Origin of the sequence: Nocardioides epinepheli (assembly GCF_037936805.1) — a bacterium.
Taxonomy (GTDB): Bacteria; Actinomycetota; Actinomycetes; order Propionibacteriales; family Nocardioidaceae; genus Nocardioides.
The window spans coordinates 1-12,458 of record NZ_JBBMMC010000006.1; the positions used below are offsets into that span (position 1 = coordinate 1).

Sequence of the window (12,458 nt, forward strand, 5' to 3'; positions counted from 1 at the left end):
GACCCCACACCGCACTAGCCGGAAGACCCCCAGTCACCCGCACCCCCGGTGTCACCAACCTCGCGGTATAGAACAGCTGGCGCTCGCTTGCTCAACCTCCAGCGACCGGCAGGTCGCACACCCGGATCGTGGCGAGGCTCGGATCGGCGGCATAGGCGATCCGGACGCCGGCGTCGCGGGCGCGCAGCAGCGCATCGAGTGATGCTGGGGTGATCTCCTCGCCCGGTGCCAGCACGGGGATGCCCGGAGGGTACGGCGCGATCAGCTCGGCACACACCCGGCCCACTGCGTCCGAGGCCGGCACTGCGCGGGCTGGCGAGAAGAACGCCGTGCGTGGTGAGATCACCGTGCGTGGACGGACCGAGTAGGCAGCCGACTCGACCACCGGCCGAGCCGGGCCTCGGCGCCGCTCGATCGAGGCGGTGGCGGTCTCGACCAAGGTCCCCACGGACGCGGGGGTGTCGGCGAGGGAGACGATGGCGATGACCACGTCGCGGTCGGCGGACTCGACCGGGAGACCGGACGCGAGCAGGTCCGCCTCGACGGCGTTGCCGTCGGCTCCGGTGCCACCCAGGACGAGCACCAGCTTGAGCGGGTCGACGCCTGGGCCGTCGGGCACGAGCAGGCCGGGCACGGTGGCCAGTTGGGACCGGGCTGCGCGGGTGGCGGCGATCGCTGTGTCCAGCAGGTCGGCTCCGTCACGCTCCAGCAGTGCGCGGGCGGCGTCGATGCTGGCGAGGATCGCACCGGCGGGGCTGGTGGTCGCGGTCGCCTCCACGCCGGCGTCGAGACGAGCCGGGTCGATCCGGTCGGTCCGGGCCAGCACCAGCGCGGCCTGGCTCCAGGCGGGCAGCGTCTTGTGCACGCTGGTGATCATCACGTCGGCGCCGAGCGCCAGCGCGTGCCGCGGCAGGTCCGGGTGGAAGCCGAAGTGCGCCGCCCACGCGGCGTCGACCACCAGCGGCAGGTCGTGCGCGTGCGCGACCTCGGCGAGCCCGGCGATGTCACCCACCGACCCCACGTAGGACGGATCGCCGACGAACACCGCGCGGACGTCGGGATTCTGCTCGATCGCGCGCCGTACCGTCTCGGGCGCGACCCCGAGGGGGAGGCCGGTCGCGGCGTCGACGTCGGGCCGCACCCACACCGGGGTGAGCCCCGCCAGCACCAGCCCCAGCAGCATCGAGCGATGCAGCGTCCGGCTGACGACCACCCGCTCGCCCTCGACCGCACTGGCGCGGACGGCCAGGGCGACCGCCTGGTTGGCATGGGTGGACCCGCCGACCGAGAATCGGCACAGGTCGGCGCCCCAGAGCCGGGCCGCTCGCGCCTCGGCATCCTCGAGCACACCGGCGGTGAGCTTCATCGTGTCGAGACCGGCATACAGCGGAACGTCGGCGGCCACCACGTCGCCCACGAGGTCGGTGCGCTGCTTGTGCCCCGGGATCGTGAACGGCGTCGGCGGGTCCTCCCGGAACCTCAGCCACGCATCGAGCAGTGGCGCGTCGCCGCGCAGTCCCCGCGGGTCGCGCGGGTCGCTCACTGCTGGGCGAGCCAGGCGCGGGCGGCGAGCAGCTCGCCGATCAGCGGCTCGGTCAGGAGCCGGACGTCGTCCTGGTCGTCGTGGCGGTAGCGCAGGGTGTCGGTGGCGCCGTCCACGTCGGCGCCGACCGCGACCACGGTGCTGCCGCGCTGGGTGGTCCAGTCGATGAGCTGCCGCTCCCACTTCGAGCCACCGAACAGCAGCATCCGGTAGTCGGTGGTCTTGGTGAGGTACACGTCGACGTGGCTCCAGTCGCCGGTCTCACAGCCGACCGCGCGCAGGCGTGGGCCCTCGCGCAGCATCAGCGCCGACTGATAGGCCGAGGAGATCCGTCGCGCCGGGGCTACTAGGTGGGTGCCGTCGGGTCCGAGCACCTGATCCTCGAGCCGCGGGCGCCACGTCGACTCAGTCTCGAGCAGCTCCTCGCTGGCCGCAGCGACCGCCTCCAAGGGGACCTCGGGGCCGCCCGTCAGGTGCCGTTCCAGCTCCATCAGCAGCGCCAGGGTGTGCTGGAAGGAGCGACAGGCCACTCCGCCGCGCTCCTCGCCGGCGTCCATCCGCACCGTGCGCTTGGCGCGCTCGGTGAGCGGTCCGGTCTTGTTGGTCACCGCGACGAAGTCGATGCCCTGCCCGTCGACGAGCCGGTCGACGGCGTCGATCGTCTCGGCCGATCCGGCGGACGCCGAGACCGCGAGCACGAGGTCGTCGGGGCCGATCCGGGGGAGCAGGTCGCTGCTGGCCAGCTCGGCCACCGCGGAGATCCCCGCCGCGCGCAGCCGGGCCGCGGCCACCTGGTTCGCGTAGTGCGACGAGCCCATGCCGAGCAGCACGACCCGCGACGGCGAGGACACGAAGTCCCAGACGCCGTCGAGATCGAGGGCTCGCAGCCGTTCGGGCTTCTCCTGGAGGTCGGCCAAGAACAGTTCGGGATTCACAGAGTGCTCCTTCCGCCGCGGTGCGGCCTCACAACGCCTTCAGCAGTGCGTCCGCCTGGGCGACACCGGAACTGTACGAAGCCGACACGGTGCTGGTGCGCATGCCTGCCCAGTACAGGACGCCGCCGACCGTGGCCGACATGTCGGCGGCATTTCCGCCGCTGCCGTAAGGCCCCCAGGAGTACGGCTCGTTGGCCCAGTCGGTCATCACGGCTCGGTGGTACCTCAGACCGTTGTCGCCGGCCGCCTTGCGCACGACCTCGAGCACCGCGTCGTACTTCTGTCGGAGGGGGAGGGCGTGCAGCTCGGCCGCCGCGGCGCCGGTCTCCCAGCCCACGATCACCTGGCCGCGGTAGCGCGGCTCGGCGATCGACATGTTCCACAACGTCGTCGGGCGCAGGTCGACAGGCTCGGCGTAGCCCCAGTTGTCGGTGCCATTGGGAGTGAACACCTTGTGCTTGAACTCCAGGATGCACTTGAAGATGTCGTGGTACTCGAAGGCGTCGAACGCCGCCCACTTTGCGGCGGGCAGGCCGGGCGCGAACGCGATCGTGCGGCGCTGCATCACGCCGGCGGGGACGGCGAAGACGACGCGGCGGCCGAAGAGGACGCCTCGGGAGGTCGCCAGCTCGACGCCTCGTGGCGAGTACTCGACCCGGCGGACGGCGGTCCGCAGCGCGATCGGCACGCCGGTGGCCATGTAGTGCAGCAGCTGGTCGTAGCCGCCGATGATCTTGTAGTCGCCGTCGTTGTGCTCGGGGTCGTCGGGGTCGAGGATCTCCGGCTCGGGAGCCTCTTCGGGATGCAGGGAGTAGGTGATGCAGTCCAGGAGAAGCCCCGGGACGTACTCGGCGGGCGTGTGGTCCATCGGCTCGGCGTCGTCGGTGAGGTTGTAGATCAGGCCGCTCGGCCAGTTGCCCTCGGGGAGGCCGAGCGTGTCACGCAGGTACTGGTCGGCGAACTGATCCGCTGCCGGGGTCGGCAGCGGGTTCGCGGCCCCGAGCCGGTCGTACTGCACCAGCGAGTCCGGGATGCCGCGAGGGAAGAGCCACGACGTCGGGGAGTCCCACTGGTGCCACTGCGTCGACGGGGAGCTTCGGGGCGCCTTGGCGAGCTTGATGTAGTTGCGCTGGAACATCCGCATGTCGAGCCCCGCGCGCTCGATCCACGGGTACGTCGAGGCGTAGGGGCCACCGTGGACCAGTTCGCAACCCCGGTCGACGGGGATGCCCATCGACCTGCGGTCGGTGAACATCCGGCCGCCAATGCGGTCGCGGGCCTCGACGATGAGCACCCGCAGGTCGGGCCGCTGGTCGACCAGGCGCCGGGCCGCCCCGATGCCGGCCGATCCCGCGCCGACCACGATGACGTCCCAGTGCTTGCGCCCGTGTGGGTGCCAGGGTCCGTGCCGGTCGGGATCCGGAGCGCCCGACGCCGATCCCGCCAGGGCCCAGGTGGCCGCCGCCGCGAGCCCGCCTCCCAGTACACCGCGTCGTGACAGGTCGTTCATGTGGCACTCCTCTTCCTCGCTGAATGATGGATGTGCTGTGCTCGCGCCATTGGCGCGGAACACGCGAGTCGTTCGGAGGGCGGCCAGCCCTCACGCCTCGCCGGGGATCCTTCCTCGGCGCCGCAGAGCGGCTTCTGGGACGTAGCTCCAGGCAGGCAGGAACTGTGCGGCGTAGGCGAGCTCGCGGTCGATCTGCTCGTCGACGTAGGGTGCGAGCAGTGCTTCCTCGAGGAGATCGCCGGCCTCTCGCCGATAGGACTCGAGGAACTCCGAGTGGACTCGGTCGGTCCACGCGATGACCGCGGACTCGGGCACGTCGGGGTCGTAGCGCCGCACGACGTGTCCGATGTTCTCCAGGGAGACCAGCATGCCCGCGACGTCGTAGGCCGCCGGCCGGTGGGCGACTCGCTCCGCGGGCGTGAGTGTCGGGTTCCCGTCGAAGTCGATGACGTAGAGAGCATCGCTCTCGGCGCGCAGCACCTGGCCGACGTGGTAGTCGCCGTGAGTGGCGACGAGACCGTCAGCCGGGTCGGCCAGTGCCCGGTGCATCCGTGCGGTGACCAGGCCCAGCTCGGAGGCGAACGGCCGGGATGGTCCGTCGACCAGGCCGAGGTCGATCCGGGCCTCGCGCAGGCACCACGTCCACCCGTCGCTCGCTCCGGGCACCAGGTCGACGGCGGAGGCCGCGGGCACCCAGTCGCCGTCCGGGGTGCGCCACTCGAGCTGGAACCAGACCGCGGGCATCGCCTCGAAACCGGCCTCGACCAGCCGCCGCACCCGCTCCGGGCCGGGGTGTGGGCCGACCAGCGGCGTCGTCGTCCACTTCACGACCACTCGGTCGTCGACGATCACGGAGTGATTGGTCTGGTCGACGTCGATCACGCGCTCCGTGGGGCCGAGCCGCTCGACCGCGTGCGTGCCCGGTGCCCAGCGCAGCCCGTCGGGCAGCGCAGCGCCGTCGGCCCAGTGAGCCAGCAGGGCGCTGCTCGGCGTCGGACCGCGCCGGTGCAGCAGCGCGCCGTCGGCGGCCGGCTCGACGGTGAAGGGAAGGTCCATCGGATCGAGCCGGTCAGCGAGTGGCGACGTGGTCCAGTCCGACCTTCTCGATGACGTCGGCACCGACGTGCAGGCCCTTGCGGGCTCGGATCGCCTCGCCCGCGGCCGCAGCGCGCTCGCGAAGCGCGCTATCGCCGAGCAGTTGGTCGATGGCGTCCAGCAGTTCGGCCTCGGTGTGGTCGTAGGTGGACAGGCGCTTGCCGTAGCCCTGCTCGTCGACCCGCTGTGCGTTGTCGTACTGGTCCCAGAACAGGGGAAGCACGATCATCGGCTTGCCGAAGTGCAGCGACTCCGTGGTGGTGTTGTTACCGCCGTGGGTGATCACCAGGTCGACCTGGGGGATCACCTTCGTCTGCGGCACGATCGAGGCCCCGACCATGTTGTCTGCGAGGCGGATCTCGTCCGCGCGCGGCCCCATGCTCACCACCACCTTGTGGTCGGTCTTGCCGAGCACGTCGATCAGGCCCTGCAGCAGGCCGATGTCGGCCCCGCCGAGCGAGCCGAGGGAGAGGTAGATGATGCCGGCGCCCTCGGGGCGGTCGAGGAACTCCGCGGGCATCTCGAACTCGCCGTCGGTCTCGCGCAGGCTGGAGTCCATCCGGTGCCAGGTGTCGTCCAGGGGACGGTCGGCGAGGTAGTCGAGCTCCTCGGGGTACACGTACAGGTTGGCCAGCTCGGAGGTGTGGATGAACTCTCGCGGCTGGAGCGGGGGCGCGCCCTGCTCCTGGACCCACGCGTTGAAGTCCTCCCAGCTGCCTTGGTGGGTGCGGTCGAACTCGGCCAGGAACTCCTCCCAGCCGCTGCGGTCGGCCGCCGCGTAGCCGGAGAAGAGCGGCGCGATCTCGGAGCCGCGCATCTCGAGCGGGTTGCAGGAGACGATCCGCACGTAGGGCGCACCGGAGGTCATCAGCGCGGGGAAGGTGACCACGTTGTCCTCGACGAGGACGTCTGGGCGGTGCTCGGCGATGATCGCCTTGAGCTGCGGCTCGACGTACTTGGCGCCGTCGATGAGCGCCTGGTAGGTGGGCTGTACGAACGTCGAGAGCTGCTCGATGGTCGGCTTGCGGAACTCCGGCGCCGTCTCGTTGATGAAGTCGATCCAGAACTGGCCGGCCGCCTCGTCGGTGGCGTCGGGATCGGGTGCGGCGAGGTCGACCAGGGCCTCCACGAATCCCAGCGGCGCGAGCTGGCCCTCCCAGGAGCGCTCGGCGGCGAAGACGACCTTGTGGCCTCGGTCGAGCAGCACCTTGCCGATGCCGATGCACTGGTTGGTGGGTCCGTGCGCGGACTCGGGCATGAAGAGAACGGTGAGACGGTCGCTCATCGGAGGAGACCTTTCCTAAGGGTGGGTGGGGTCGAGCGGGTGGCCGGTCGAGACGCGCGCGTAGTCGAGGATGAGCTCGGCGGCGGCGGCCTGGTCGATGTTGGGGTGGCCGGCGATGATGCGGTAGCCGTAGGCGTCCTCGAGGGCGACCAGGTTGCGGGCGATCGTGCGAGAGGGCTGGTTGAGGGTGAAGACGCCGGCCGCGACGCCCTCGGCGAGGATCACCTCGTACATCGCGACCTGCCGGTCGTAGAGGCTGGTGAGCAGGGCGCCGTAGATCGGCTGACGGCCGGCGGCCCCGCCGAGCTCGCACAGCAGCCGGACCGAGGCGTCGTTGCCGTCGGTCGGAAGTCCGTTGCGGACGGTGGTGACGAGCTTGGCGACCGGGTCGTCGAGCTGGTCGAGCGCGGCGCGCCGCTGGTCGTAGAAGCGCTCCATGCCGGACCTGTTGGCCTCCAGGAGCAGTGCCTGGACGTCGGGGAAGTGGTACAGCACGGCCCCCGAGGTCAGCCCGGCGGCCTCGGCCACGTGGACCAGCTTGGCGTCCGCGCCGTGCTCGAGCATGGCTCGCTGTGCCGCGCCGACCAGGGCGTCACGACGGGCCTGCTTGCCGGTCTGCTTGGCCGCTCGCGCCATCGCACCCCCTGGTGATTAGGCCCCTGCGTCGAGGCGATGGGCCCACACCTTGGCACGGTTCTGGCGAATGTTGAAGACCCATTCAAAAAACTTTCGATATGCCCGAATTTTCCGGCGCATGGGCCTTGATGAAATTTGAATGTGCGTGCAAAGTAAGCCGCCATCCACGGATTCCGCTCGCCAGGAGGCGTCATGGCCCGCACTCGCAAGTTCTCCACCCGAGCTCTCTTGGGCGCCGGTTCGCTGGTCCTGGTCTCGGCGCTGGCCGCGTGCGGCGGCGACGACTCCGGCGGTGCCGAGCCCGACAAGCTCGACGCGGACGCAGACCTCAGCAAGCAGTCGATCACCGTCTCGAACTGGTCCGGCTACATGCCCGACGACATCGCCGACCAGTTCAAGAAGGCCACCGGGGCGAGCATGAAGTCCACCGAGCACGCCACGAACGAGGAGGTCATGGCCAAGCTGACCGCCGGGGGCGACTCGGGCATCGACGTCGCCTTCGTGTCCGGCCAGTACGCCCAGGCGCTCAACGACGCCGGCCTGCTGGAGCCGCTCCACGACGACCTGATCCCGAACCTGAAGAACCTCTACCCAGAGGCCACCGAGCTGGCCTTCGACGAGGGCAACAAGTACTCGGTGCCCTACACCTGGGGGACCACCGGGATCTGCTACCGCTCCGACCTGGTGGACCCGGCGCCGACGTCGTGGAACGACATCCTCGACCCGGACCCCAAGTACAGCGGCAAGATCACCATGCTCTCGACCGAGCGCTGGCTGGCCCTGCCGGCGCAGAAGGCGCTCGGCTACTCGGTCAACACCACCGATGACGACGAGCTCGCCGAGATGCAGGACGTGCTGGTCGAGGCCAAGAAGCACCTGCTCGGCTACGACGACACGACCTTCTACGAGAAGCTCATTTCGGGCGAGGCCGTGATGACCGAGGCCTGGGACGGCTGGTGCGGCTACGGGACGCTCGAGAACCCCGACATCAAGTTCACGGTGCCCGAGGAGGGCAGCGACCTGTGGTCGGACACGATGGTCGTGCTGAAGAGCTCGGAGAACAAGGAGGCCGCGTTCGCCTTCATCAACATGATGCTCGACCCCAAGGTGCACTCGTGGGTCACCGAGAACGTCTACTACAACGTGCCGAACGCGCCGGCGGAGGACCTGGTGCCGGCCGAGCTCAAGGAGCAGTTCCCGCAGCTCGCGGTGACTCCCGAGCAGCTCGGTGAGGGCGAGGTGCTCGTCGACCTCGGCGAGGACTCCACCAAGTACACCGACCTCACGACCGACGTCACCGCGTCGTGAGCCGGGCCCCGGCCACGGGAGCCCGCAGCCGGCGCGCCGCGGGCGCGTTCTTCCTGGGCCCCGGGCTGATATTCACGATCGTCTTCGTCGTCGTCCCGGTCCTGCTCGTCCTCAGCTACACCGTCTTCGACCGTGGGCGCTTCGGCGGGATCCAGTACACCTTCAACCTCGACAACTTCAGCCGGGCGTTCGAGCCGACCTTCCGCAAGGTGCTGGTCAGCTCCTTGGGGATCGCTGCCGCCGCGACGGTGATCGCGCTGGCCATCGGCTACCCGGTGGCCTATGCGATCGCCAAGCTGCCCGAACGCTGGCGGTCGCTGGTGCTGGTGCTGGTCGTCATCCCGTTCTGGACGAACTTCCTGATCCGCACCTACGCGTGGATGGTGCTGCTCAACACCCAAGGCGTGCTCAACGACGTGTTGGTGAAGCTCGGGCTGGTCGATGAGCGTCTGGACCTGCTCTACACCAAGGGCGCGGTGATCGTGGGCCTGGTCTACGTCTACCTGCCGCTGATGATCCTGCCCATCTACGCTTCCGTCGCCCGGCTCGACAACGAGCTGCCCGAGGCCTCCGCCGACCTCGGCGCCAGCAAGTTCACGACCTTCCGGAGGGTGACCCTTCCGCTCTCACTGCCCGGGGTTATCACCGGTTGCATCTTCGTGTTCGTGCCGAGCCTGGGGAACTTCGTGGTCCCTGAGCTGCTCGGCGGTGGCAAGACGGTGATGGTCGGCAACCTGGTGCGCGACCAGTTCCTCAAGGCGCGCGACTGGCCCTTCGGTGCCACACTCGCCCTGATCATGGTGGTGCTCCTAGTGGCGCTGTTCGTCATCCAGTCGCTGGTCAGCCGCCGCTACGCCGTGGACTCGCGCCGATGAGCGCCGCGAAGACCGCATCCCGGGCCGCGCGGCGTCCGGCGAAGCGTCAGGGGCTGGGGCTGCTGTGGATCCCACTGATCGGCTGCCTTCTCTTCCTCTACATCCCCATCGCCACGGTGGTGGTGCTCTCGTTCAACAGTGGGCGATCGGCACTGAATCTCAAGGGATTCTCGCTGCGCTGGTATCCCGAGCTGTTCTCCGACGCAGACCTCGGGCATGCGCTGGTCAACACGCTGTTGGTCGCCACCGGCGCCATGGTGTTCTCCACCGTGCTCGGCACGATGCTGGCCGTGGGGCTGGTGCGCTACCGGCGCTCCACCGCGCTCGACACCATGGCCATGGCGCCGGCGATCCTGCCCGACCTGGTGCTCGCGATCGGCCTGCTCTCGTTCTTCACCTGGGTCGGCTTCACGCTCGGACTCACCACCGTGATGATCGCCCATGCCGCATTCGGCACCGCGTTCGTCGTGGCGGTCGTGCGGGCCCGGCTGGTGCAGCTGGACGGCTCCTTGGAGGAGGCCTCCCAGGATCTCGGTGCCGGCTGGTTCACCACTTTCTGGCGGGTCACCCTGCCCTCCATCGCGCCCGCGGTGCTCGCCGGGGCACTGCTCAGCTTCACGCTCTCGCTCGACGAGTTCGTGATCGCGTTCTTCACCAACGGGCCGAACAGCCCGACCCTGCCCATCGAGATCTACTCGCGGGTCCGCTTCGGCATCACCCCCGAGATCAACGCACTGGCCACGATCCTGCTGCTCGTCAGCATCATCGCCGTCGTGGCCGGAGCCCTCGCCCTGCGACGAACGGACAAGACTGATGACTGAGGCGCTCCTCCAGGTCCGCGGCGTGCGGGCGGAGTACGGCGACGTCAAGGCCCTGCGCGGGGTCGACCTCGACGTCGCCGACAACGAGTTCTTCGCCCTCCTCGGCCCGTCCGGGTGTGGCAAGAGCACGCTGCTGCGGTCGCTGGCCGGATTCGAGGACCCCAGCGACGGCACCGTCACGCTGGTCGGCGAGGACCTGCTCGCCCAGCCGGCGCACCGTCGTCCGGTGAACATGATGTTCCAGTCCTACGCGCTGTTCCCGCACCTGAGCGTGGAGAAGAACATCGGCTACGGGCCTGCCCGTGCGGGGCTGTCCAAGAAGGAGACCGCCGAGCGGGTCGCCGAGGTGATCAGCACCGTCGGCCTCGACGGCCTGGCGCGCCGGCGTCCCAGCCAGCTCTCCGGCGGCCAGCGTCAACGCGTGGCGCTGGCCCGCGCCGTCGTCAACCGGCCGCGGCTGCTCCTGCTCGACGAGCCGCTCTCGGCGCTGGACCGCAACGTGCGCGCCCAGATGCAGCTGGAGCTCAAGCGTCTCCAGCACGAGGTCGGGATCGCCTTCCTCGTGGTCACCCACGACCAGGAGGAGGCGCTGTCGATGGCCGACCGGGTCGCGGTGATGAACGAGGGACTGGTGCAGCAGATCGCCACACCGCAAGAGCTCTACCGCAATCCGGTGAACCGGTTCGTGGCCGAGTTCATCGGCCGCAGCAACGTCTTCGAGGGCACCGCGAGCCCCGACGGGCTGGTGCTGCCCGGTCACGCCGGCGTCCTTCCCGGCAACGGCGAGGGTGGCTACCTCGTCGTCCGCCCCGAGGACGTCGTCCTCGGCGAACCGGGCACGGACCGGCTCGCCAAGGCGCCGACCCTGGCCGGACGTGTGCTGGAGACGCAGTTCAGCGGTGGCAGCACCGCGATCGCAGTGGCCATCGACGGCGTGCCCACGGCATCGGGGCAGCCGGTCCTGGTGACCCAGCAGGGCTTCACGACGGTCCGGCGTGGCGACGATGTCACGGTGAGCTGGACTGCCGACAACGGCCGCATCGTCGCGTAGGGCGTGTCCTCCTCATGAGCATCTCCTCGGGAACCGTGGACCCACTTGCCGGCGCCTACCGCGGCTCGTACTGGCACGACCTGCACCGGGTCGGGGCGACCACCGACCCCCTCTCGACCAGCGCGACCGCCGACCTGGTCGTCGTCGGCGCGGGCTTCACCGGCCTGTGGACGGCGATCGAGGCAAAGCGACGCGACCCTTCGCGTGACGTCGTGCTGCTCGACTCCGAGTTCGTCGGCTACGGCGCCACCGGCCGCAACGGCGGATTCATCTCCGACTCGGTCACCCACGGCCTCTCCCACGGACTCGCCCTGTGGCCCGAGGAGATCGACTCGCTCCTCGCCCTGGGGCGCGAGAACCTGGCGGCGTTGGCCGCCGACGTCCGCCAGGAGGGCATCGAGGCCGATCTCCGGCTGATCGGCAAGACGATCGTCGCGACCAGCGATGCGCAGGCCGCCACGTTCGCGCCGCTGGCCGAGTCCCTGGTCGAGCATGGCGAGAGCGCCACGCTGCTCGACGCCGCGCAGGTCCGCGCCGACGTCGACTCACCGACCTACCTGGCCGGGATCCGCGTGCGCAGCGGCGGCGGGCTGCTCGACCCGATCGCGCTGGCACTGGGTCTGCGCGACTGGGCCCTGCGCCTCGGCGTGCGCCTGCACGAGCAGACTCCGGTGCAGGCGATCGAGCAGGGCGCCGTGGTCACGCCGGGCGGTCCGCTCCGGACCCGGCAGGTGGTGCTGGCCACCAACGCGTTCCGCAACCCGGTGCGGCGGCTGCGGAAGTACGTGGTCCCGGTCTACGACCATGTCCTGGTCACCGAGCCGCTCGACGCCGAGCAGTGGGCCTCGATCGGTTGGGACGAACGGCAAGGGCTCACCGACGCCGGCAACCAGTTCCACTACTACCGCCCGCTTCCCGATGGACGGATCCTGTGGGGCGGCTACGACGCGATCTACTACTACGGCTCACGCACCGACGCGGCGTTGGAGCAGCGAGACGCGTCGCACCGGCTGCTGGCCGCGCAGTTCAAGGAGACCTTCCCGCAGTTGGGCGACATCGCCTTCACCCACCGGTGGGCCGGGCTGATCGACACCACCAGCCGGTTCACGCCGTTCGTGGGCACGGACCGTTCCGGGGACGTCGCCCACGCCTTGGGCTTCACCGGACTGGGCGTCGCGTTCAGTCGCCTCGCGGCCGCCGCCGCGCTGGATGCTCTCGAGGGGGAGCGGGTTCCCGAGTTCCTCAGCGAGCGGCCGGTGCCATTCCCGCCGGAGCCGATCCGCTACCTCGGCGTCCAGATGACGCGGGGTGCGCTCGCCCGGGAGGACCGCACGGGCAAGCGCGGCGCACTGCTGCGGACCCTCGACCGGTTCGGCGTCGGATTCAACTCCTGAGAGGT

Annotated in this window: 11 protein-coding genes; 5 read left to right on the forward strand and 6 right to left on the reverse strand. The window is 70.0% G+C overall.

Going from position 1 to position 12,458, the window contains the following annotated elements; translation table 11 throughout:
- Positions 1 to 91 precede the first annotated feature (91 nt).
- From WMR31_RS09460 to WMR31_RS09485, 6 genes are all read right to left on the reverse strand, one after another.
- Entirely contained in the window at positions 92 to 1,543 is a 1,452-nt protein-coding gene (locus WMR31_RS09460) for an aminotransferase class I/II-fold pyridoxal phosphate-dependent enzyme (protein WP_340538555.1), read from the reverse strand.
- Positions 1,540 to 2,478: an SIS domain-containing protein gene (locus WMR31_RS09465; protein ID WP_340538556.1), complete on the reverse strand. Its 939-nt coding sequence runs from the start codon at positions 2,476 to 2,478 to the stop codon at positions 1,540 to 1,542. The genes WMR31_RS09460 and WMR31_RS09465 overlap by 4 nt, the downstream gene beginning before the upstream one ends.
- Positions 2,479 to 2,506: 28 nt before the next feature.
- Complete coding sequence (locus WMR31_RS09470) at positions 2,507 to 3,988, reverse strand: flavin monoamine oxidase family protein (RefSeq protein WP_340538557.1); 1,482 nt, start codon at positions 3,986 to 3,988, stop codon at positions 2,507 to 2,509.
- 90 nt (positions 3,989 to 4,078) lie between these two features.
- Positions 4,079 to 5,044: a hypothetical protein gene (locus WMR31_RS09475; RefSeq protein WP_340538558.1), complete on the reverse strand. Its 966-nt coding sequence runs from the start codon at positions 5,042 to 5,044 to the stop codon at positions 4,079 to 4,081.
- A 13-nt stretch (positions 5,045 to 5,057) separates the two neighbouring features.
- Positions 5,058 to 6,368: a nucleotide disphospho-sugar-binding domain-containing protein gene (locus tag WMR31_RS09480; protein WP_340538559.1), complete on the reverse strand. Its 1,311-nt coding sequence runs from the start codon at positions 6,366 to 6,368 to the stop codon at positions 5,058 to 5,060.
- 15 nt (positions 6,369 to 6,383) lie between these two features.
- A complete protein-coding gene (locus tag WMR31_RS09485; protein ID WP_340538560.1) occupies positions 6,384 to 7,004 on the reverse strand; it encodes a TetR/AcrR family transcriptional regulator in 621 nt (206 codons plus the stop codon).
- A 192-nt stretch (positions 7,005 to 7,196) separates the two neighbouring features.
- On the opposite strand from WMR31_RS09485, the gene WMR31_RS09490 reads away from it, so the two are divergent.
- From WMR31_RS09490 to WMR31_RS09510, 5 genes are read left to right on the forward strand one after another with little or no spacing between them, the layout of a single operon-like run.
- On the forward strand, positions 7,197 to 8,312 hold the full coding sequence (locus tag WMR31_RS09490) for a polyamine ABC transporter substrate-binding protein (RefSeq protein ID WP_340538561.1): 1,116 nt from the start codon (positions 7,197 to 7,199) through the stop codon (positions 8,310 to 8,312).
- Positions 8,309 to 9,187, forward strand: a complete 879-nt coding sequence (locus tag WMR31_RS09495; RefSeq protein WP_340538562.1) for an ABC transporter permease — start codon at positions 8,309 to 8,311, stop codon at positions 9,185 to 9,187. The genes WMR31_RS09490 and WMR31_RS09495 overlap by 4 nt, the downstream gene beginning before the upstream one ends.
- Positions 9,184 to 10,008 (forward strand): ABC transporter permease, encoded by an 825-nt coding sequence (locus WMR31_RS09500; protein ID WP_340538563.1) that lies wholly within the window; start codon positions 9,184 to 9,186, stop codon positions 10,006 to 10,008. Before WMR31_RS09495 ends, WMR31_RS09500 begins: the two co-directional genes overlap by 4 nt.
- The gene (locus WMR31_RS09505; RefSeq protein WP_340538564.1) at positions 10,001 to 11,059 is read left to right on the forward strand and encodes an ABC transporter ATP-binding protein; all 1,059 of its coding nucleotides are present in this window, start codon (positions 10,001 to 10,003) and stop codon (positions 11,057 to 11,059) included. Before WMR31_RS09500 ends, WMR31_RS09505 begins: the two co-directional genes overlap by 8 nt.
- A 14-nt stretch (positions 11,060 to 11,073) precedes the next feature.
- Positions 11,074 to 12,453: an NAD(P)/FAD-dependent oxidoreductase gene (locus WMR31_RS09510; RefSeq protein WP_340538565.1), complete on the forward strand. Its 1,380-nt coding sequence runs from the start codon at positions 11,074 to 11,076 to the stop codon at positions 12,451 to 12,453.
- Positions 12,454 to 12,458 lie beyond the last annotated feature (5 nt).

Excerpts from the sequence above, each read along its gene's own strand:
- WMR31_RS09470 (WP_340538557.1), bottom strand. The coding sequence starts at position 3,988 with ATGAACGACCTGTCACGACGCGGTGTACTGGGAGGCGGGCTCGCGGCG.
- WMR31_RS09475 (WP_340538558.1), bottom strand. The coding sequence starts at position 5,044 with ATGGACCTTCCCTTCACCGTCGAGCCGGCCGCCGACGGCGCGCTGCTG.
- WMR31_RS09480 (WP_340538559.1), bottom strand. The coding sequence starts at position 6,368 with ATGAGCGACCGTCTCACCGTTCTCTTCATGCCCGAGTCCGCGCACGGA.
- WMR31_RS09485 (WP_340538560.1), bottom strand. The coding sequence starts at position 7,004 with ATGGCGCGAGCGGCCAAGCAGACCGGCAAGCAGGCCCGTCGTGACGCC.
- WMR31_RS09490 (WP_340538561.1), top strand. The coding sequence starts at position 7,197 with ATGGCCCGCACTCGCAAGTTCTCCACCCGAGCTCTCTTGGGCGCCGGT.
- WMR31_RS09500 (WP_340538563.1), top strand. The coding sequence starts at position 9,184 with ATGAGCGCCGCGAAGACCGCATCCCGGGCCGCGCGGCGTCCGGCGAAG.
- WMR31_RS09505 (WP_340538564.1), top strand. The coding sequence starts at position 10,001 with ATGACTGAGGCGCTCCTCCAGGTCCGCGGCGTGCGGGCGGAGTACGGC.
- WMR31_RS09510 (WP_340538565.1), top strand. The coding sequence starts at position 11,074 with ATGAGCATCTCCTCGGGAACCGTGGACCCACTTGCCGGCGCCTACCGC.